The sequence below is a fragment of the Vibrio sp. Y20_XG_PY13 genome (assembly GCF_024181925.1).
In the GTDB taxonomy this organism is placed as follows: domain Bacteria; phylum Pseudomonadota; class Gammaproteobacteria; order Enterobacterales; family Vibrionaceae; genus Vibrio; species Vibrio parahaemolyticus.
Window position 1 is genome coordinate 305,311 of record NZ_JAMZAL010000002.1, and the last position, 20,102, is coordinate 325,412.

The window sequence follows — 20,102 nt, forward strand, 5'->3', positions numbered from 1 at the left end:
TCTGAAATAAGAAGCTCTTTTTGTATCAGACGTAACGTTTTACAAAATCAATAAACGTCCGATCTGCGATAGATAAATACCCTTCTTTCCGCCAAGCTAGTGCCAAATCGAGCGTTACTGGAGGATGAAACGGAATGCCAACAACCCCCTTCTCGTTTTGAGTAACAAGCTCAAGCAGGGCCGTAATGGCAAACTCCTGCCTGACGATGCTCAATATCAGCGGCAGCAAGTTGGTTTCAAAAGACGACTTCATGCTGAAACCGTGCTCTTCACTGACATGGTCTAAGAATTCTCGATGAAAATATCCGTGTTGGAACATCACCAATTCATGCTCGAAAAATTCATCAAACGTTATGGCTTCGCGCTGCGCTAGCTCATGCTCGGGAGCAACAACGGCCACCATTTTGCTGCTGAACAAATGGTCCGTTTCTAGATCTTCGGGTACATCGTCACAGCTGATCACGCCGATATCGAGTTGTCCATTGAGCAACATTCGACGAATAGATTGCGTGCCAGCCTCAACGAGCGTCAATTTCAGATCAGGAAACTGGCTCTTAAACGCCATCACGATTCTCGGGAAGAAGTAACTCCCCATCATAGAAGGCGTGCCAAGGCGCACTTCTCCTTTTGCTAAACCTTTTAGTTCATCAATCGCTAATTGCGCATCGTGCAGTTGTTGAATCACTCGCTGCGCGTGAATGAGTAAGGTTTCCCCCTCTTTCGTTAGGCTGATTTTCTTATCTTCACGACGAAACAACGTCACGCCGAGTGACTGTTCGAATTTTTTTATCGAAATGCTTAACGCTGGTTGCGCGATATGAAGTGCCTTAGCTGCGTGGGTGATATTGCCATGCTCTGCGACAGCCAGAAAATGTTTCAGTTGTTTCGATTCCATAAGATCAAAAATATATCGTATCCATATTTTTAATATATTTTTTTAATCCATATCCAACTGATAGATTGATCACAATCTCCTTTATTGCTCCTATCAGGCAGGAAACATGGTCAGCTTTGGTACTCCGGAATACAAACGCATTACGCTATCTCTGGCGCTTGGCTCTTTTTTGGTTTTTTCTAACCTATACCTTTTACAACCTATGCTGCCGACCTTCGCAACGCTGTTTTCCATTTCAGAAACGCAGGTTAACTGGTTGTTTGCCGCCTCAACGTTAGCGCTTTCATTCAGTTTGGTGCCAATGGCGGTCTTGTCCGAATCCATCGGTCGTAAGCCAGTGATGATGGTTGGCTTGTTCTCTATTCCTGCCATTTCTGCGTTGATGCTACTCGGAGACTCTTTTATATTTTTGGTGGCATGCCGAGCATTAATCGGAATCGCTTTGGCCGCATTTGCCGCTGTTGCCGTCGCATACATGGCAGAAGAACTTGATAAGCACGCATTTTCAATGGCCATTGGTACTTACATTGCAGCAAACTCATTAGGTGGTATCGCAGGACGTATTAGCGGCGGTTTGTTGGCGGATAACTTTAGTGTCGATGTCGCCATCGAAGTCATGATGGTTGTAACACTGATTGGCGTAATCTGCGTGCACTACTTATTGCCAAAGCAGCGCAACTTCACACCTTCATCCAGCAGCTTAAGACACCAAAATCGCGCCATTATTGGCCACTTCCGAAATCAGCGGGTTTGGTTTGCAATGCTCATCGGCGGCCTTAACTTTGCGTTGTTCGTCAATCTTTACTCAGTGATGGGCTTTCGTTTGGTTAGCGCGCCGCACAACGTTCCGGTCGGTCTGGCATCGTTGATATTCATCTGTTATCTGGGAGGAACTTTTTCTTCTCGATGCGCAGGGCATTGGAGCAAACGTTACTCTTCTATTCTAGGTATGTTCTTAGGCGCTGTGGTTAGCATGGCAGGCATGTGGATTGCGGCTTTTGAGAGCCTCGCCGCTATGCTTATCGGTCTTCTGCTGATTAGTTTTGGCGCGTTTTTTACCCATACTTTGGCTTACGGCTGGGTAGGCCAAAACGCAACACAAGCAAAAGCAACCGCAACAGCTTTGTACTTGGTGCACTACTATGTTGGCGGAAGTTTAGGTGGTTTTTTATTGCTCTACTGTTGGCAACATGGCGGTTGGTCAACCGTACTGCTTGGCGGAAGCGTTTTGTATGCCGTGATGTTTGCTGCCATTGCCTACTTAAAACACATTTGTGAAAGCGTAGATACCGACAGCAACACTGATGTAGCAAGCTTGGGAAGAAGTTAATCGACTTCTCTGCTATGCTTGCGCCAAATTCATAAAAGCAAGAAAGTCGTATGCCAACGCGCTCAACACAAGAAACACCGAATACAGATATTAATGCGATCACTCAACAAGTCGATCAATGGCTTAATGATGTCGTGATTGGTCTGAATTTGTGTCCTTTCGCTGCAAAGCCGCAGCGTAACAAACAAATCAAGATTTTTGTCAGCGAAGCAATACAAGAAGAAGCGCTGCTTGAGGATATTCTGCTGCAACTTATTGAACTCAGCACCACCGAACCAGAAAAGCTGGAAACAACATTGGTCGTCGTACCTAACATGCTTCAAGATTTCTGGGACTACAACTTCTGCATCGATTGGGTTGAAGGACTGATCAAACAACAGGATTGGGAAGGTACATTCCAAGTGGCGACTTTCCATCCCGACTATTGCTTCGGTGGTGCAGCGCCAGAAGATGACGAGAACTTAACCAATCGATCACCATACCCAATTTTCCATCTTATTCGAGAAGAGAGTATGGAAAAGGTGTTGAAGCACTACCCTGACCCTGAGTCTATTCCCGACACAAACATCGCGCGAGTTTCTGCTCTTTCAGAAGAAGAACGTAAAAAGCTCTTCCCTTATCTATTTCGTTAAGCCACAGTTTAGAACCTCAAGAGACGATTTCTAATCAATTAGATTCTGATCTCTTGGGGATTAAAGTGCGGTTTGGTATCATTGCCCCTTAAATCGATTCAATGGACATTAGAATGCAACTGTCAAAGCTAACCCAAGAGATTTTTGATCACTTATACCGTGACATCACCGAGTTCCGTAGTACGTTCGACCTACCAGTCGCAGACGCTGCAAGCCTAGATGCACAAGCAGACACACTACACACCTCTTTGGCGATCGAAGAGCTAACAGAGCTAGCAGAAGCAGATTGTAAAACTGAACAAGCCGATGCGATTGTAGACAGCGTTTACGTTCTAATGGGTCGTCTAGTTCACCTTGGTCACAGCAAAGTAGAAGATAACCTAGCGATCAGCTACCTCATTGATCTTTTACTGAACGTTGCAGTAAACCGCGGAATCGACTTTATTCCTTGTTGGGACGAAGTTCATTCAAGCAACATGAGCAAAGTATGCCGCAATGAGCAAGAGTATACTGAGACCGAAGCCTTCTACGCAGAGCAAGGTATCAAGTTGATGGCTGTACAAAAAGGCGAATACATCATCGCAAAATGTGCACAAGACTTCGTGTCTGAAGGCAAAACCGTACGTAAAGGCAAAGTGCTCAAGTCGGTTTACTACCGTCCTGCGGACTTAAAACCGCTAACTCAATAAATACTTGGTTAAGTATTCAAGAAACAAAAAAACGACCTTATACGGGTCGTTTTTATTTTATCAGCACAAACCTAGGCTCTAATCGAAGATCAAATACGGTCTCTCGTCTATCATCACTTTTCTGACCTGTGTTTTGAACACTTCAGCGAGACCAGTCTCGGAGAGCACCTCATCCGCCCTGCCCGACGCATGCAACACACCATTACTGAGCAATAACACTTTATCGGCATGTTTAAGGGTGCGATTCAAATCATGATTCGCCACGAGCACGCTAATACCTTGCGCCGCGATAGCATTGATTAACTGATACAACAAACCTTCTTGAGCGATGTCGAGCGGAGCGGCTGGCTCATCTAAAATCAACAACTGCGAGTATGGATTTATCGTTCTCCACACTTGTAGGCATACACCCGCTAAGCGTACGCGTTGCCACTCGCCGCCTGATAGCGTTTGAATGCTGCGGTGCAACTTATCTTGCAGTTGGACGAGCTCGACCACCATATTAACGGCATCACGAACTTTACCATCAGTGATCGCAGCGCCACTTGGCAACGACAACGCAAGATATTGAAAAACATCGACGTTAAATGCAGGTCTAGATTGCTGACATAAGTAACCGCGAACATGAGCTTGTTCCGACAAAGATAACGTGAGCAAGTTTTTGTCGTCCACATGAACTTCACCACTCGCTCCGTCCCTGCTAGTTAATGTGCCGGAAAGCGCTGCGAGTAACGTACTCTTACCAGAGCCGTTTGGTCCGACAACGTGGACGACTTCGCCAGCTTTGCATTCAAATGAAAGTGGCAGCAAACGACTTCCAACCGCTATATGCTTAACGCGCATCATGACTCTTCACCAACATCCAAATGAAAATAGGCGCACCGATAGAAGTCGTCATCACACCTAAAGGCAGTTCTGCGGAATCCAGCAATAGTCGAGCACCAATATCTGCAAAAACAAGCAAAGCTGCGCCAGATATCGCCGACAGTGGCAACAAGTAACGGTTTTCTGTGCCAAACGCTAATCGCAGCAAATGCGGAACCACCAAGCCAACAAAGCTAATGATGCCACCTAATGCGACGGAGCAACCAACCAACACTGAGATGGCTAAAATCAACTTCCAGCGCATCTGATGAACATCGACACCGAGTTGAGTGGCATGAATCTCTCCAAGCATTAACTTATCGAGCGGTTTACCTTGGCAACATAGCCAAACTAGAACAGGGAACATGACTAATGTTACCGTGTGCTGATACCAACTCGCGCCACCAATGCTCCCCATAAGCCAGTACATTAGCTGGCGTAGACTTAAATCGTCACTGAAGTAAAAAGCCCATGTAACGATGGCACTGGATAAAATACCCAACGCGACACCGACTAACAGTAAACGCGCTGTCGTGAGATGCATCGCCCGAGCAATACCAACCAATATCAGCGTGAACAACATCGAGCCAGCTATCGCCGCCAGCATAAAGATCATAGGCGTTGGCAGCACAGGCAATGCAAACATCACCAAAACCATCGCCAAACTTGCGCCCCCAGAAATGCCAAGCACGCCCGGCTCTGCCAGCACATTCCCCAACAAAACTTGTAGTGTGGCACCAGATACGGCCAATGCAGCTCCTATCATTGCTGCTGCGACCAATCTTGGCAGACGCAAATCCAGTAATAGCTTTTGCTCAAATACAGAGAGGGATTGAAAAGGAGAAAGGAAAACCTCCCCGACCATCAAATGAATAGTAGAGAGTAAAACGAGTACGACTGACATAATCACGAGATTACGCTGCCAGCGTCGCTCCTTGTTCAAGATAAGTTGTTGAAAATCCATAGTGGCCGATAAAAACAAACGAGGCTTAACCTTACAGTTAAGCCTCGGTAGATTGCAATTAACTTCTGAGAGTAATGTTGGATTAATCGTAAACCAACTCACCCTCTTCAAAACGCGTTTTCACTTCACAAACCATCAGTGCGGCACGTTGACCAATAGCAACATGACGATTTGGGAAGACAATCGCTTCGTTGTCATTTTTAGCCATCAGAGGCTTGTCGCCATCATGACCAAAGACTTCACCATGAACAAACGAAGTAAAATTCTCCACGTTGTCGTCAAACATGAAATCGAAATCATCATGCAAGCGGACGATAGTGCGACTTACGCGATATTTAATACACGGTTTCGATAAGTGCTCTGGCTGAGCTTCTGCAATCAAATTACGCAAAGCCAAGTCAAATGCCGTTAATCTGTCCAGAGCGTTTTCACCAATTCTAGCGACGCGGCCAAGCTCCATCGTTAGCGCTTGTGCACCGTAATTCTCTGCACTGTACCAACTGAACGTACTGGATGGTGAATTGGATAACAACACAGCTTCAATATGCGCACTATCGAGAAAATCCACCAACGCTTTGCTGCGAACTGGGTGGCGCGTTTTTGGGCTTACCGCAAACGTGTAATGTTTCGAACCACGAATTGCACAATGCAAATCCAGGTGCCAACGCGTTTTTGGGTCTGTATCTTGATAGAAATCTCGCACCAACAGTTTCAGCGTGTCAGCAATCGCCAGTTCCTTCGTTGGTTCGTGCTCTTTTTCATCGAATAGACGATTGAGGTTTTCTTCTAGGAATCGTGTATGCGCCAGAGTTGACTCAGGGTGAGCAATAATGAATAGGCAACGTGCATCGACTTTCTGGAATCCAGATTCGATGTCTTTAATAATCGAATCCACCAGCTCCATCGGTGCGGTTTCATCCCCGTGAATACCACAAGAGATGATGATGTTCTTCGTTTCCTGAGTCGGGTTTTCAGGAATGACTTCTAGCACACCACGCTGATAGAGTTTGAGTTGTACGCCGTTTGATAGCACCTGCTCCGCTGGCGCTACATCAATATGAACATCTAACGTGTCAGTTAAAAACGATTGGCGAAAGAGAGACTTCGTCATGCGTTACTCCTTAATAGCACGGCGGGTATGTTAATAAATTGTACAAAGGATTTTTGTTGCTGCGATCTCACTTATGAGTAGAAACCGCTAAATTTATCAAAAATCCGATACCCATTTGCGCCATGCACTCAAATCAAGCATTGAGGCGTTTATTTTTTAAACAATTACAAAGTGTTAGGGCTGTGAACTTTACCACAGCCTTCTGTAAGATCATTATGATTTGATCAAGTTTGAGTGTCTGTTAACCTTTTGAGCCGATTTTTTCGGCGGTGTGCGGATTCTTTATACAACACATGGTCATTTGCTTTGTCACTGCTTCTATGAGCAAACGGCTATGCGAACCAAAGATACCGCCAGTACCACCAAATAGTTCGAACTGAAGCCCTATCCGAGCAAGATTCATCGACTAGGGTCAACAAAACTCAACCTCTTATTGGCTACGCTGCGCAAGTAGGCGTTCAAACTCATCGACTTTGTCGCGTACAAGCTCCACGCTTTGTTGCCAGAAGTCTGGTTTGGTTAAGTCCATCGATAGATGTTTTTCAACCACCTCTTCTGCCATCATGTTGCCAGTATCACGCAGTAAATTAACGTAATCAATGTAGAAGTTTTCACCTTTAGCTTCACGTTGCGCATAAATGCCTTTACTGAACAAGAAGCCGAATAGATACGGATAGTTATAGAAACTCACATCGGCAATCGAGAAGTGCAGCTTGCTTGCCCAAAAATAGGGGTCAGCTTCACTCATCACGTCTCCGTACCAATCTTCCCACGTTTCTGACATCAGATTACAGAAATCCTGAGCGGTTAATTCTCCCTCCTGACGACGTTCGTAGAATGCTTTTTCAAACTCGTATCGAACAGGAATATTGATCATTAACGCCAGCGCAGAAGACAGCTCTTCCCACAGCATTTCGAGTTTGTCGTCCACACTTTCTGCTTTCGAGATCAAATGATCGCGTACGATATTCTCTGCAAAAATAGAAGCGGTTTCTGCAAGTGTCATTGGGTAGTAAGTTTGGCAAAGCGGCAGATCTCGAATAACCCAGTTATGGAAGGCATGACCAAGTTCGTGAGCCAATGTCATCAAATCAGAACGGCTACCACTCCACGTCATGAATACCAACGGTGTGCGCGTAGCTGGTAGTTTAGTGCAGTACGCCCCCAAACGTTTATTGGCATTTGGCGCGGCATCAATCCAACCGTTTTGAACCATTAAACGCACAAACTCAGACATCTCTGGGTTGACGGTTTCAAACGCTTCGCAAATCACATCGATTGCTTCATTGAAATCGTAGACTTTAGCATCACCACTTAATGCAGGCATTGCAGCAAGGTGGTTCCACGGCTTCATCTCATCCAAACCGAGCACTTGCGCCATCAGTTTACCGGCTTTTTGACCAACATCACGACTGTCCTTCGCCACTTTCATCATGGCAGCCAAGGTTTCAGATTGAATGCGGCTACCGTACAAACTTGGATCTAAAAAGTGTACCTCTCGCTTAGTCGAGCGCTTTTTGTTTTCAGTTAAACGCCAGCCTGCAAGTGCATTTAAAATCGCGGCGAAAGACTCTTGGTGCGTTTCCATTGCTTTTTGGACGCCACGCCATGCCGCTTCTTGGCGGTCAAACTCTGAACCGTAAAGGATACTTGCAGCTTGGGAGAAACCGAGCTCTTCAGTAGTGCCATCAGCATGGTCTAACGTAACCTTTAACGAACCCGTCAAGTTGTCGTACAAATTGCCCCACGCAGATTTGCCATCGACACTCATCGCAGCTAAAAGCTTCTCTTCTTCCATACTCAAGCGTGTATCTGCCAGTTTTCTCGACTCCATAATAGAGAAAGCTTGACCGCTGATGTCTGGATTTTCGTGATCGAGAACGCGAGCAATGAACTCATCATCTGCATGCGTTAAGGTAAGTTCGAAAGCACTAAACGCTTGAGACAATTCAGAGAAAATACGCATCATACGACCAGAAAGCGCTTTCGCTTCGGCGTTAGTAGCGTTCACTGATGAGTAGCAATTTGCGAAGTTGTAGACCGTGCCCGCCAAGCGACTTGCTGCTTCGTTAGTCAGAATGGCATTTTGCATCACTTCAACATTTTCACAATCTTGCGATTGCTTATTCAGCAGGTCAATACATTGCTCAACAAGTGCGATATCGTCTTGAATTCGAGGGTCGGCAAGGTCGTTGTAAACGATGGATAAGTCCCAACTAGGAGTGGTCATTTTTTAGAGTTCCTTTTGATGTAATCGAATCGGTCTTTCCTCTTCCTCCTAACAAAATAGGATTTAGAAAGCCGATTTCTTCCATGACTAGGGCTGCTTTTCTTCCTTGATTTGTTTCGCGTTGAAGGCCAACAGCGCCTGATTTTAATCTTCTACAAGAGGCACGCCTATTGAACGAACTGAGGCGTAAATTTGGTCATCAATAGTAATTGTTATATGAGTGACTGAGGCATTTCCTATCGCCAATGTCGAATACCATTGAGGATTGCGCCAATCCACGCCCAAAACATGAGCGAGAATTATTCGAATTACGCCACCATGCGTGACAATTAACAAGTTGTCATTGATATCGTTAATGATTTGAGACCAAGCGCGACTAACGCGCTGAGAAAATGTGCTTAAGCTCTCGGCATTAGGCAACGAATGGTGAGCGGGTGATTGCCAAAAGGCATCGAGTTTTTTCCAATGTTCAGTAAGCAAGTCAAATGGCATGCCGTCGAAGTCACCAAAGTCCATTTCTTGCAGATCGTCTTCGGTGGTCATTGGCAACAATTGTTGCTCAGCTAATATTTGCGCCAAATCGTGACAACGAGAAAGCGGCGACGATATTATCCCCGCTACGTCGTATCCTTTGGTTTTCCAAGCCATGGCGATTCGCTGCTGCTCGGCCTCTTTCACTTTGAGATCAGTCTGACCATGTAAGCCAGGCGCGGCGTCTACTTTTCCATGACGCATAAGATAGATATTGAGCGTTTTCATTACCTTCGTATCCTATTCTTTAAGAACCAATGGCAACCCTGCCGCAACAAACGTTACTCGAGAGCATACTTGAGCAAGTTGTTGATTCATGCGCCCTGCATTATCAACAAAATAGCGGCTCACAGCACCCAGCGGCACGATGCCCATTCCCACCTCGTTAGAGACAAAAATCAGTGTCGCGCGAGAATTTTCAACCGCTTGAATGAGCTTTTCTATCTCTTGTTCTAATGACTCGTTACTGCAGACTTCACCTAGCTCAAAAATCCAGTTGTTCAGCCACAACGTTAAGCAATCAACCAATACAACGTCATTAGCACCAAAATGAGCAAGTAAATCAGGAAGTCGAAGGTGGCATTCGTGTTCATGCCACCCTTCCCCACGTTGAGCTTGATGATGCTTAATCCGCTCTCGCATCTCATCATCAAATGGCAACGCAGTAGCGACATAATGTAATGACTTGTTCTGCTTTTCGGATAACTGTCTTGCGGTTTGTTCAGCAAGTTTCGATTTTCCTGAACGAGCACCACCGAGAATTAACTGCTTCATATATTTTGATAAAACGCGATTAGAGTAAGGTAAACCAAGAGTTCAGAAAGCTGCTGCGCTGCACCTAAGCAATCGCCAGTAAAACCGCCAATGCGCTTAGTCAGCCAACGTTTGAATGCAAATCGAAATGCAAACAAAACGATGACGATAAATGATGTCTGCATTACCCCGAGAAAGAGCGAAACCACGCCCGCAGTAAACAGCAAAATGGCAACTTCAGACGAGGACTGCTTGTTCGCAAGCGGCTTGCTTTTCGAGGTGTCACTGTCACTCACATAAGGCATGTCGTAAATTAGCGTTGCAGCGAGGGCACGACTCGTGGTGTAGGCCACAACAATAACGAGCCAAAAATCAGGCAAATGCACCAACTCGCTCCAAAGGACAAACTTAGCCAACAACGCCATCACTAATGTTGCGGCACCATAAGTCCCGATGCGGCTGTCCTTCATGATAGAAAGACGACGTTCAACCGTCATACCGCCGCCAATGCCATCCGCCATATCAGTCAAACCATCTTCGTGAAAAGCACCGGTGAGCAACAGGCTGAACGCCATGGTTAATACAATAGCAACAGAATCAGGGAAAATAAGTTGAGTGAAGTAGAACACAAGCGCGCAAAGCACACCAAGAATCACACCAACCAAGGCAAAATATCGCCCGGCTTGGTTCATACGCTCTTCGCTGTAAGGTAAGTCACTCGGTACAGGCAAGCGGCTAAAAAAGCTCACAGCCAAGAGGAATAGCTCCATTTGATAGCGTAGCGTTGCTTGTCTTGAACTTTTTGACTCAGACACTAAACCGTTACTCCCGCACTCTCAAAACTGGCCATTTTATTATAGAACTGTGCAGCGGCCTTCAATAGCGGCAATGCCAACGCAGCACCTGTTCCTTCACCGAGGCGGAGCCCTAAATCCAGCAAAGGTTCGGCTTTTAATGACTCCAACACAAACTTGTGTCCGTTTTCTTCTGAGCGATGTGCAAACAGCATGTAGTCACGTGTTTCTTCGTCTAGTAACGTGGCAACATACGCCGCGACAGAGACAATAAAACCATCGACAAGCACTGGCGTTTTCAAACGCTTCGCCTCAAGGAACGCCCCAACCATCTGTACGATTTCAAATCCACCAACTTGCGATAATACGGCTTTGGCGTCTAGACCTCGACAACGACTTACCCCTTGAGCAACCAACTTTAACTTTCGGCTCAACTGCTCTGAGTTGATGCCCGTACCAAGACCAACACAGTGGTTTACCTCAAGCGGGCTGAGTGCCGCCAATAATGCGGAAGCCGAGCTGGTATTTCCAATACCCATCTCGCCAAACATCAGTAAGTTAGATCCTGAATAGATGGTGCTTTGCGCCACTCTTGCACCATATTCCAAACCAAGCGCTACTTGTTCAGAAGACATCGCCGCTTGCTTTGAAAAATTGGCAGTGCCATTTCCTAAACGCTGCTCAATTAAATTCGGATGAGATTTAAACTCAGGAACCATGACTTCGATTGGCGCAAGCATACCGCAGTCAATCACTTTGAATTCGATTTGGTTTACATCGCAAAAGCAGTTAATTGCCGCACCTCCAGCAAGGAAGTTTGCAACCATTTGCTGGGTAACTTCACTCGGTGCGATGCTAATGCCTTCCTTCGCAACACCATGATCGCCAGCAAACACCAACATTGTTGGCTTGCGAATAACAATCTCTTCAACGGCTTGTGCTTGATCTTGGCTTTGAATCAACGCTAATTGCAATGCGACTTTTTCTAGCAACCCTAGAGCACCTAAGGGTTTGGTTTTGTTATCAATGCGCGTTTGAATATCTGCGGAAAAAGAGCAATCCATGTTTGGTATTCCTTCAAGTAATTAGTGTTCGTTCGATAGAAACGTTGTCTACAGTTGCGTATGCATTACGACGAGACAAGATAAAAGGCTGACGACGAATGAGAGAATAAGTGTACGCCTCTTTCATTCTATTTCATCTGATTTTCTCTTTTTGCTGATGTTTTTAGCATTCTGACTGTCATATTGACAAGAATATGATTCTAGGTGGCTGTTTTTACATAAATAGAAAAGTGATACGAATACATATCACCTGGATATCCGGCACAAAAAACCAAGCCCATACAACCAAGCAAACCATTGAAATCTATAACCAAAAAAACAAACCAAAGTGACTAAAAACAAGCATTTATAACATGTCTAACACCTAATAAATTCAACGATTGGCACAACAAATGCTTGAATTAACTTGTCCCAATAAAATGGAGAGAGAATTATGTTTGCCAATCAAAGTCGTCGCCCTGCTAAGAGAAGCAAGCCCAAACCGCAGCGCAAAACCCGGCGCTCAATTCCCTTATCACTCTCCTGAGCCTAAGACCCGTAAATAACGGGTCTTTTTTTAACATGCGATATCGAGCTCGCCACTGCACAAATTTGATGGTGAGTTGCGGCTTATTCTTGCTCTTTCAGCGTGTTGGCATAAGCTACTAATGCCTAAGCACTTGTTCTCTAAAGAGGAAGCATACAATGACAAACGATGTTAACACTTGCGTAATCATCGCTGGCGCAACTGGGTTAGTCGGCAGCAAAGTGGTCGAAAACCTCATTGCTCAGTCAGGTATTTCTCATTTGTACTCCCTCTCCAGACGCCCACTTAAAGACATTTATGACCCAACAAACAAGATCATTCCAATCATTGATGCAGAGCTCACTATTCATCAATGGAATGAAAATCAAACAACGCCCGATATAGGTTTCATTTGTTTGGGCACGACTCTCAAGCAAGCAGGCAGTAAAGAAAACCTACGTAAAGTCGATGTCGAACTGGTCACTTCGGTCGCACAGCAAATGAAAATGGTCGGCGTAAAACGCCTTGCGGTGGTGTCTAGTTTAGGTGCCAACCGTTCCTCTCCTTCTCACTACCTTGCTTGCAAAGGACAAATGGAGCAGAACATTGAAAAAATGGGATTTGATGAAGTGGTGTTTGTGCGTCCAGGCCCTTTAGTTGGTGAACGCGATCACCTGCGAAGTGATGAAAAGCTTGTTCAAGCTTTATTCAAAGTCATTCGCCCACTTATGATAGGGAAATTGTCTAACTTTCTACCGATTAAAGCCGAAGAAGTGGCCAAAGCGATGATTTATCAAGTTTACAGTTATCAGGAAAATTCGGTTGTTTATCTACAAAGAAAAGAAATGCTCGACCTACTGCATCATTATGACTAGTCATTTTGCTTAAAAGTCACGCTAAACAGTAAGTTCACGAGATTTATCTCTCATTTTTATATTCATTTTAGATCTATCTAATACCTGTTTGTCATTTTTAAAGTTATATCCTGAGCGTTATCTTACGGCATCAGTATATAACCCCGTATAAAAAACAGTCGGCGTTTCACGCCAGATTGATAAGGTCAGATTATGGATTTTGCAGTGATAGCCTCTCTTGCCGTGTTTATAGGCATATTATTCTTTCTTTTTACCCAGCAACAAAAACAGAACACCCTTTCTCGTCTCGTTTTAATTGGTCTTGTTACTGGCTCTCTTTTTGGCTTGGCTCTTCAGCTTATTCACGGTGAAGGCAGCGACGTCATTTCGAAAACACTAGAATGGGTTGGTATTGTTGGTAGCGGCTATGTCGGCTTGCTAAAAATGGTGATCATGCCACTTGTGTTGGTTTCGATGATTTCTGCGGTAGTAAAACTGGAGAAAGGTGGCTCACTTGGCAAAATCTCTGGTCTGACGATTTCTGTGTTGCTAGTCACCACAGCAATTTCGGCTTTGATCGGTATTCTTGTTACTTCTGCGTTTGGTCTGTCAGCGGAAGGGCTAACTGAAGGCGCTCGTGAAACGGCTCGAATTGCGGTTCTTGAAAGCCGAGCGGGTACAGTAAGCGATCTAACCATTCCACAAATGCTAGTAAGCTTTATTCCGACAAACCCATTTGCAGACTTAACGGGAGCACGCTCAACCTCAATCATTGCTGTTGTCATTTTTGGTGTACTAACTGGTATTGCAGCTCGCAAAGTAATGATGGAAAAAGAGGAATTGGAATCACCAATTCGCACGTTTGTTGAAGCGGCTCAATCTATCGTTATGCGCTTAGTAAAAATGATCATGGCGCTTACACCTTACGGTATTGCTGCATTGATGGCGAAAGTGGTTGCAACCTCAAATGCATCCGACATCCTAAACCTACTTGGTTTTATCGTCGCGTCATACGTCGCTATTGGTTTGATGTTTGTTGTGCACGGCATTTTGGTTTCATTCGTTGGCGTTAGCCCTGTTGAATATTTCAAGAAAATTTGGCCTGTATTGACGTTTGCGTTCACTTCTCGCAGTTCGGCGGCAACCATCCCATTGAATATTGAAGCGCAAGTGACCAAGCTCAATGTGCCACCAGCGATCGCGAACCTATCTGCTTCTTTCGGTGCAACAATTGGCCAGAATGGTTGTGCGGGTATCTACCCTGCGATGCTAGCTGTGATGGTAGCCCCAACAATGGGTATTAACCCACTAGACGTAAACTTCATTCTTTCTCTGATTGCGATCATTACTATCAGCTCGTTTGGTATTGCGGGCGTTGGTGGCGGTGCAACATTTGCGGCATTGATTGTTCTTCCAGCAATGGGCTTGCCTGTAACGATCGCTGCACTTTTGATCTCAATTGAACCTCTGATTGATATGGCTCGTACTGCGCTGAACGTTTCTGGCTCAATGACGGCAGGCACCATTGCAAGCCGAGTGTTGAAGTCCTCAGAAGCTGAAACGGCTCTTGAAGAAACGAAAGCCTAACCCTTATTTGCTGCCTAAGCAGACAAATGCAAAACTTCAAGCCGATGGTTCGCCATCGGCTTTTTCATTTTCACAACTTCACCTTGCATCTTTCGTTGCTAGTCAAGGCGTTGAATGGTCTAATACTCTTATCGGTTCCGTAAACGGTAAGCAGAATGCACCAAGATAATCAGCCCACTTTTTTCTTCTTTGACTACGAGACTTGGGGTACAAATCCCGCGAAAGATCGTCCAAGCCAATTTGCTGGTGTTCGCACAGATGAAAACTTCAATATCATCGGCGAACCTCTGGTGATGTACTGCCAGCTTCCTGCTGATTATCTACCTTCTCCGGAAGCTGCATTAATTACCGGCATTACGCCGCAAAAGGCGATGCAAGAAGGCCTATCAGAGCCTGAGTTCATTGCTAAGATTCACGCCGAGTTATCGAAACCCAAAACCACCAGCCTAGGCTACAACAGCATTCGTTTTGATGACGAAGTGACGCGTTACACCTGTTATCGCAACTTTATCGACCCATACGCGTGGAGTTGGCAAAACGGCAACTCGCGTTGGGACTTGCTCGATGTATTGCGAGCATGCCATGCGTTGCGTCCTGAAGGCGTAGAATGGCCAGAGAATGAAGACGGCTTCACCAGTTTCAAGTTAGAACATTTATCGGTTAAAAATGGCATTGAGCACAGTAATGCGCACGACGCGATGGCTGACGTTATCGCAACGATTGAGATGGCAAAGAAAGTCAAAGCCGCGCAGCCAAAACTGTTCGATTACTTCTTCTCTATGCGCCACAAACGTAAGCTGAATGAACTGGTTGATATTGTAAACATGACACCGCTGATGCATGTCTCAGGCATGTTAGGTCGCGAACGCCAATACACCAGCTGGATTGTGCCTGTCGCGTGGCATCCAACGAATAACAATGCGGTTATTACGATTGATTTAGCCAAAGATCCGCAGCCAATTCTTGAACTTTCAACCGAAGAGTTGCACGAACGTCTCTACACCAAGCGTGAAGACCTCGGCGACCTACTACCCGTACCGGTGAAACTGGTTCACCTCAATAAGTGCCCTATTTTAGCACCAGCGAAAACGTTGACGGCGGAAAACGCAGAAAACATCGGTATTGATCGTCAGAAGTGTCTCGATAATTTGGCACTACTTCGCCAGCACCCTGAGATTCGAGAAAAACTAATCGGCTTGTTCTCTATCGAACGTCAATTTGAAAAAAGCGATGATGTGGACACTCAACTTTACGATGGCTTCTTCTCTCCAGCCGACCGTGCAGCGATGGATATTATCCGCGAAACCGATCCAAACAATCTTGCTGCCTTAGATATCGAGTTTGACGATAAACGCATCAAACCGCTGCTATTCAGATACCGTGCTCGTAACTTCCCAGGCACTCTCGATGAGCAAGAGCAACGACGCTGGGCACTTCATTGCCGAGAGGTATTTGAAAGCCAAATCGAAGAGTATATGCTGAATTTAGAAAACTTAGTTCACGAACATGAAAGTGACGAAAAGAAGATTGCAATATTAAAATCCGTTTACCGTTATGTAGAGAGCCTAGCCTCCTAATTTCTACTTATCCAAGCGCACCTTATGGTGTGCTTGTCGTTTATATGCTGTCAAAATGATAAAAGATCGATTCTTACAACTGATCCAACTGCTCATCTCCCTCTTCCTCATCATGGGAGCACTTGGCATCGGAATTACTATTCAAAAATTCACTGGCGTTTCTGTTCCCGGAAGTGTCATCGGTATGCTTGTACTGTTTTTCTCCATGACACTTGGCCTTGTCAAAGTGGATTGGGTAAAACCGGGCGCAACGCTATTCATTCGCTACATGATCTTACTCTTTGTCCCAATCAGTGTCGGACTCATGCAGCACTTCGATATGCTACTTGCGAATGCATTGCCAATCATAGCTAGTGCAGTCGGTGGTTCACTCATTGTCTTGGTCAGCCTTGCTTGGCTACTGGACTACTTGCTAAAGGAGAAACATTAATATGTGGTTAATTGTCACTATTGTCGTTTTCCTGATTGCTCGCCAAATCGCAATTAAGATCAACAGCCCACTTGCAAACCCTTTGTTGATAAGTATTGCAGTACTGATTCCTTTATTAACGTACCTCAATGTACCGTTTGAGACATACTACGCCGACAACGAAGGCATCAGCTTTTTACTACAACCAGCTGTTGTAGCGTTGGCTTACCCTTTGTACGAGCAACTTCCTCAAATCAAAGCCAACTGGCGAATCATCACGTTTGCTTGTACGCTCGGTAGTATTATGTCAATGGCAACCACAACCCTCATCGCTGTTGCATTTAAAGCTGACATCAGTTTAATTGCGAGCCTGGTAGGTAAGTCAGTGACCACTCCGATTGCAATGGAAATCTCAAGCCACCTTGGTGGCGAAGCGGCAGTCGCTGCAATCTTAGTACTGATCGTAGGTCTTCTTGGCGCTATTTTGGCGTACCCAATCTACAACCTAATCGGCATTAAGCATCCAATTGCTCGCGGTTTGACGATGGGCACAGTATCGCACGCGCTGGGTACTGCAACTTGCGCAGAGAAACAACCTGGCGACGCTGCATTTTCATCGTTAGCGTTGGTGCTATGCGGCATTATCACTTCCATTCTCGCTCCGAGCTTTTTTGGTTTAGCAGTCTGGCTATATCAATAAGTCATTGTGACGGTCAGTCCTCCTTCCGACAGGCCGTCACTTTCCTTTTCTCATCGTAGTGCGCCGTTGAAAACGCTTTTCGCTACAAAGCACACTTCCCATCTAACGTGCTCTAACAAGATTCATAACTAAACGCTATCTTTCGCTGCTAGCATATTTTCATTACTTGGGTATATGAATATCCATTGATATAGTTATTTATGAGACGAAGTTAACGCTCAACACGATTGCAATCGAATACATGTGTGAGCTCACTCTAATTATGTAACAGAAATATCAATTGCATTATTTAACGTGATCCAAAGCACGGAACATTTCTCTCCTTTGCATAGAATAACTGTCCATGCAATAACAAGGATTCAACATGAAAAGTCGCATTGAACAGGCGCTAGCAAGCGCTCCTGAAGCACTTTCAAAACAACTTGCTCCTATCGTCCTAGCCGACGATTTTGATGCTACTCTTTCAGCGCAGCAGTTTGAGCAATTGCTTTCAGCTACCAGCCTATCAGATAAAGAGCTGCGTGTTGCTCTACTTCCTTTTGCCGCTGCATATTCTTACGCTCCTATTTCTGAGTTCTATGTTGGTGCAATTGTTCGCGGCTTGTCTGGCCGTCTGTACTTTGGTGCAAACATGGAGTTCTTTGGTGTTCAGTTAGGCCAAACTGTTCACGCAGAACAATCTGCAATTAGCCACGCTTGGATGAAAGGCGAACACGGTGTCAAAGACATCACCATCAACTTTAGCCCTTGTGGTCACTGCCGCCAGTTCATGAACGAACTGTCGACTGCTAAAGAGTTGAAAGTTCAGCTACCTGAGCGCGACGAAAAGTCATTACATGAATACTTACCAGAAGCTTTTGGTCCAGCAGACCTTGGTATTGAGTCTGGTTTGATGGCCGAAGTAAAACACCAATTTGTGTGTGATGATGAAGACGCATTGATTCAACAAGCCGTCGAAGCGATGAACATGAGCCATGCGCCGTATACCAATAACCTCAGTGGTTTGGCATTAGAGCTCGCGAACGGTCGTGTGTTTAAAGGTGCTTATGCAGAAAACGCCGCATTTAACCCAAGCCTTCCACCGCTACAAGTAGCACTGATTCAAGTGTTGTTGGCAGGCGAAACCTTCGACAGCATTAAGGCTGCCGCTCTAGTGGAAAACTCTAAGGGGAAAATCAGTCACCTAGCAGACACACAGTCTACGTTAGAAGCGTTAAACCCAGATATTCCAGTCAGTTTTGTTAACGTATAAAATTCACTAATATGTCATTAAAAGCTCTACAACATGTAGAGCTTTTTTATTGGCAAAAAACCACAAGCAAACGTTTGCTTCGCAATGAAAAATCAGTATGATCCCCTGCAATTTCTGTCTCATCACTTTATTTTGTAAGGGAACACTATGTTCGGTACTGCAACCAGCGCAAATGCTACCCGTGTATTACTATTAGGCTCTGGTGAGCTTGGTAAAGAAGTGGCAACTGAATGCCAACGACTAGGTCTAGAAGTGATTGCTTGTGACCGTTATGCAGACGCACCTGCGATGCAAGTCGCTCATCGTAGCTACGTGCTCGATATGTTGGATGGTAAGGCTCTAGAAGAGATCATAAACAAAGAGCAGCCAGCTTACGTTGTTCCAGAAATAGAAGCTATCGCGACCGACAAACTTGTCGAGCTTGAAGAGAAAGGCCTGAATGTTGTGCCAACTGCGAAAGCAACCAAGCTCACAATGAACCGTGAAGGTATTCGTCGCTTAGCCGCAGAAGAACTAGACCTATCCACCTCCCCTTACCGATTTGCAGACAACTACGATGACTTTAAAGCCGCAGTAGAGCACGTAGGTATCCCATGTGTGGTCAAACCTGTCATGAGTTCATCTGGCAAGGGACAGAGTGTCATCAAAACGGAAGACGATATTGAAAAAGCATGGGACTACGCACAAGAAGGCGGCCGAACTGGCGCAGGTCGAGTCATCGTTGAAGGCTTTATCGATTTTGATTACGAGATTACTTTGTTGACCGTTAGAGCTGTGGATGGTGTTCACTTCTGCGCGCCAATTGGTCACCGTCAAGAAGATGGTGATTACCGTGAATCATGGCAGCCACAAGCAATGTCGGAAAATGCAATAAAAGCAGCAGAGTACACGGCAGAGAAAGTCGTAAACGCTTTAGGTGGGTACGGTATTTTCGGCGTAGAGCTCTTTGTTAAAGGTGACAAGGTTATTTTCAATGAAGTGTCTCCTCGTCCGCATGACACTGGCATGGTTACGATGATCTCTCAAGAGATGTCCGAGTTTGCTCTTCATGTTCGCGCATTTACTGGAATGCCGATTAATAAAATCGTTCAGTATGGCCCTTCTGCATCAGCGGTGATCCTAGGTCAAGGCACATCAACGGACATTCGTTTCGACAACCTTGCGAAGGCTTTAGCGCAACCTCAAACTCAAGTACGCTTATTTGGCAAACCAGAAATCGATGGTCGTCGTCGTTTGGGTGTCGTGTTAACTCGCCGTAAAACTATTGAAGAGTCGGTTCAAGACGCGGTCGAAAACGCAAAGAAAGTAAAAATCGTTTACTAATCTTTGAGCTCTCAACAATCAAAAAAAGCGCAGCTTTA

At 45.3% G+C, this 20,102-nt stretch carries 19 protein-coding genes; 10 read left to right on the forward strand and 9 right to left on the reverse strand.

All coding sequences use genetic code 11. The annotated features are described in order from the left end of the window. Positions 1-25: 25 nt before the first annotated feature. Positions 26-895 carry a LysR family transcriptional regulator gene (locus NL646_RS06525; protein ID WP_140098780.1) on the reverse strand — a complete coding sequence of 290 codons (870 nt, stop codon included), beginning with the start codon at positions 893-895 and terminating at the stop codon, positions 26-28. A gap of 106 nt (positions 896-1,001) precedes the next feature. Here NL646_RS06525 and NL646_RS06530 point away from each other — a divergent pair, with 106 nt between their 5' ends. From NL646_RS06530 to NL646_RS06540, 3 genes are all read left to right on the forward strand, one after another. Then, on the forward strand, positions 1,002-2,225 hold the full coding sequence (locus NL646_RS06530; RefSeq protein WP_017448620.1) for an MFS transporter: 1,224 nt from the start codon (positions 1,002-1,004) through the stop codon (positions 2,223-2,225). Between the two features lie 50 nt (positions 2,226-2,275). Next, on the forward strand, positions 2,276-2,857 hold the full coding sequence (locus tag NL646_RS06535) for a DUF1415 domain-containing protein (RefSeq protein WP_253664012.1): 582 nt from the start codon (positions 2,276-2,278) through the stop codon (positions 2,855-2,857). A 113-nt stretch (positions 2,858-2,970) separates the two neighbouring features. Further along, positions 2,971-3,546: a nucleoside triphosphate pyrophosphohydrolase family protein gene (locus tag NL646_RS06540; RefSeq protein ID WP_005454856.1), complete on the forward strand. Its 576-nt coding sequence runs from the start codon at positions 2,971-2,973 to the stop codon at positions 3,544-3,546. 78 nt (positions 3,547-3,624) lie between these two features. On the opposite strand, the gene btuD is transcribed toward NL646_RS06540, so the two are convergent. The 8 genes from btuD to cobT all read right to left on the reverse strand — a co-directional run bounded on the left by btuD (position 3,625) and on the right by cobT (position 11,857). After that, entirely contained in the window at positions 3,625-4,392 is a 768-nt protein-coding gene (btuD, locus tag NL646_RS06545) for a vitamin B12 ABC transporter ATP-binding protein BtuD (RefSeq protein WP_029852160.1), read from the reverse strand. Next, on the reverse strand, positions 4,379-5,374 hold the full coding sequence (btuC, locus tag NL646_RS06550) for a vitamin B12 ABC transporter permease BtuC (RefSeq protein WP_023667280.1): 996 nt from the start codon (positions 5,372-5,374) through the stop codon (positions 4,379-4,381). Before btuC ends, btuD begins: the two co-directional genes overlap by 14 nt. 82 nt (positions 5,375-5,456) lie before the next feature. After that, positions 5,457-6,485: a succinylglutamate desuccinylase gene (locus NL646_RS06555; protein WP_005486687.1), complete on the reverse strand. Its 1,029-nt coding sequence runs from the start codon at positions 6,483-6,485 to the stop codon at positions 5,457-5,459. A gap of 430 nt (positions 6,486-6,915) precedes the next feature. Continuing rightward, positions 6,916-8,715 (reverse strand): M3 family oligoendopeptidase, encoded by a 1,800-nt coding sequence (locus tag NL646_RS06560; RefSeq protein ID WP_253664013.1) that lies wholly within the window; start codon positions 8,713-8,715, stop codon positions 6,916-6,918. A gap of 144 nt (positions 8,716-8,859) precedes the next feature. Further along, positions 8,860-9,474, reverse strand: a complete 615-nt coding sequence (gene cobC / locus NL646_RS06565; protein ID WP_021453329.1) for an alpha-ribazole phosphatase — start codon at positions 9,472-9,474, stop codon at positions 8,860-8,862. A 12-nt stretch (positions 9,475-9,486) separates the two neighbouring features. Further along, positions 9,487-10,020: a bifunctional adenosylcobinamide kinase/adenosylcobinamide-phosphate guanylyltransferase gene (gene cobU / locus NL646_RS06570; RefSeq protein WP_140099462.1), complete on the reverse strand. Its 534-nt coding sequence runs from the start codon at positions 10,018-10,020 to the stop codon at positions 9,487-9,489. After that, positions 10,017-10,769 carry an adenosylcobinamide-GDP ribazoletransferase gene (locus tag NL646_RS06575; protein WP_031792000.1) on the reverse strand — a complete coding sequence of 251 codons (753 nt, stop codon included), beginning with the start codon at positions 10,767-10,769 and terminating at the stop codon, positions 10,017-10,019. The genes cobU and NL646_RS06575 overlap by 4 nt, the downstream gene beginning before the upstream one ends. Positions 10,770-10,813: 44 nt before the next feature. Continuing rightward, complete coding sequence (gene cobT / locus NL646_RS06580) at positions 10,814-11,857, reverse strand: nicotinate-nucleotide--dimethylbenzimidazole phosphoribosyltransferase (RefSeq protein WP_021453099.1); 1,044 nt, start codon at positions 11,855-11,857, stop codon at positions 10,814-10,816. 684 nt (positions 11,858-12,541) lie between these two features. Between cobT and NL646_RS06585 the strand changes: the two genes are divergently transcribed. The 7 genes from NL646_RS06585 to purT all read left to right on the forward strand — a co-directional run bounded on the left by NL646_RS06585 (position 12,542) and on the right by purT (position 20,064). After that, the gene (locus NL646_RS06585) at positions 12,542-13,237 is read left to right on the forward strand and encodes an NAD(P)H-binding protein (RefSeq protein ID WP_253664014.1); all 696 of its coding nucleotides are present in this window, start codon (positions 12,542-12,544) and stop codon (positions 13,235-13,237) included. Between the two features lie 192 nt (positions 13,238-13,429). Further along, the gene (locus NL646_RS06590) at positions 13,430-14,803 is read left to right on the forward strand and encodes an L-cystine transporter (RefSeq protein WP_005486634.1); all 1,374 of its coding nucleotides are present in this window, start codon (positions 13,430-13,432) and stop codon (positions 14,801-14,803) included. Positions 14,804-14,958: 155 nt separating this feature from the next. Next, on the forward strand, positions 14,959-16,380 hold the full coding sequence (gene sbcB, locus NL646_RS06595) for an exodeoxyribonuclease I (RefSeq protein WP_024702674.1): 1,422 nt from the start codon (positions 14,959-14,961) through the stop codon (positions 16,378-16,380). Positions 16,381-16,435: 55 nt separating this feature from the next. Then, positions 16,436-16,810, forward strand: coding sequence for a CidA/LrgA family protein (locus NL646_RS06600; RefSeq protein WP_005455074.1), 375 nt, complete (start codon positions 16,436-16,438; stop codon positions 16,808-16,810). A 1-nt stretch (position 16,811) separates the two neighbouring features. Beyond that, complete coding sequence (locus NL646_RS06605; protein WP_005454891.1) at positions 16,812-17,489, forward strand: LrgB family protein; 678 nt, start codon at positions 16,812-16,814, stop codon at positions 17,487-17,489. 364 nt (positions 17,490-17,853) lie between these two features. Further along, on the forward strand, positions 17,854-18,741 hold the full coding sequence (gene cdd / locus NL646_RS06610; RefSeq protein ID WP_015296604.1) for a cytidine deaminase: 888 nt from the start codon (positions 17,854-17,856) through the stop codon (positions 18,739-18,741). A gap of 147 nt (positions 18,742-18,888) precedes the next feature. Then, positions 18,889-20,064 (forward strand): formate-dependent phosphoribosylglycinamide formyltransferase, encoded by a 1,176-nt coding sequence (gene purT / locus NL646_RS06615; protein ID WP_253664015.1) that lies wholly within the window; start codon positions 18,889-18,891, stop codon positions 20,062-20,064. Positions 20,065-20,102: the final 38 nt, after the last annotated feature.

Coding starts and splice junctions, on each gene's coding strand:
- NL646_RS06560 (WP_253664013.1), bottom strand. CDS start 8,715: ATGACCACTCCTAGTTGGGACTTATCCATCGTTTACAACGACCTTGCC.
- cobT (WP_021453099.1), bottom strand. CDS start 11,857: ATGGATTGCTCTTTTTCCGCAGATATTCAAACGCGCATTGATAACAAA.
- NL646_RS06590 (WP_005486634.1), top strand. CDS start 13,430: ATGGATTTTGCAGTGATAGCCTCTCTTGCCGTGTTTATAGGCATATTA.
- NL646_RS06540 (WP_005454856.1), top strand. CDS start 2,971: ATGCAACTGTCAAAGCTAACCCAAGAGATTTTTGATCACTTATACCGT.
- NL646_RS06530 (WP_017448620.1), top strand. CDS start 1,002: ATGGTCAGCTTTGGTACTCCGGAATACAAACGCATTACGCTATCTCTG.
- NL646_RS06575 (WP_031792000.1), bottom strand. CDS start 10,769: ATGGAGCTATTCCTCTTGGCTGTGAGCTTTTTTAGCCGCTTGCCTGTA.
- NL646_RS06585 (WP_253664014.1), top strand. CDS start 12,542: ATGACAAACGATGTTAACACTTGCGTAATCATCGCTGGCGCAACTGGG.
- NL646_RS06555 (WP_005486687.1), bottom strand. CDS start 6,485: ATGACGAAGTCTCTCTTTCGCCAATCGTTTTTAACTGACACGTTAGAT.
- cdd (WP_015296604.1), top strand. CDS start 17,854: ATGAAAAGTCGCATTGAACAGGCGCTAGCAAGCGCTCCTGAAGCACTT.
- sbcB (WP_024702674.1), top strand. CDS start 14,959: ATGCACCAAGATAATCAGCCCACTTTTTTCTTCTTTGACTACGAGACT.
- NL646_RS06525 (WP_140098780.1), bottom strand. CDS start 895: ATGGAATCGAAACAACTGAAACATTTTCTGGCTGTCGCAGAGCATGGC.
- NL646_RS06535 (WP_253664012.1), top strand. CDS start 2,276: ATGCCAACGCGCTCAACACAAGAAACACCGAATACAGATATTAATGCG.
- btuC (WP_023667280.1), bottom strand. CDS start 5,374: ATGGATTTTCAACAACTTATCTTGAACAAGGAGCGACGCTGGCAGCGT.
- cobU (WP_140099462.1), bottom strand. CDS start 10,020: ATGAAGCAGTTAATTCTCGGTGGTGCTCGTTCAGGAAAATCGAAACTT.
- NL646_RS06605 (WP_005454891.1), top strand. CDS start 16,812: ATGTGGTTAATTGTCACTATTGTCGTTTTCCTGATTGCTCGCCAAATC.
- cobC (WP_021453329.1), bottom strand. CDS start 9,474: ATGAAAACGCTCAATATCTATCTTATGCGTCATGGAAAAGTAGACGCC.
- btuD (WP_029852160.1), bottom strand. CDS start 4,392: ATGATGCGCGTTAAGCATATAGCGGTTGGAAGTCGTTTGCTGCCACTT.
- NL646_RS06600 (WP_005455074.1), top strand. CDS start 16,436: ATGATAAAAGATCGATTCTTACAACTGATCCAACTGCTCATCTCCCTC.
- purT (WP_253664015.1), top strand. CDS start 18,889: ATGTTCGGTACTGCAACCAGCGCAAATGCTACCCGTGTATTACTATTA.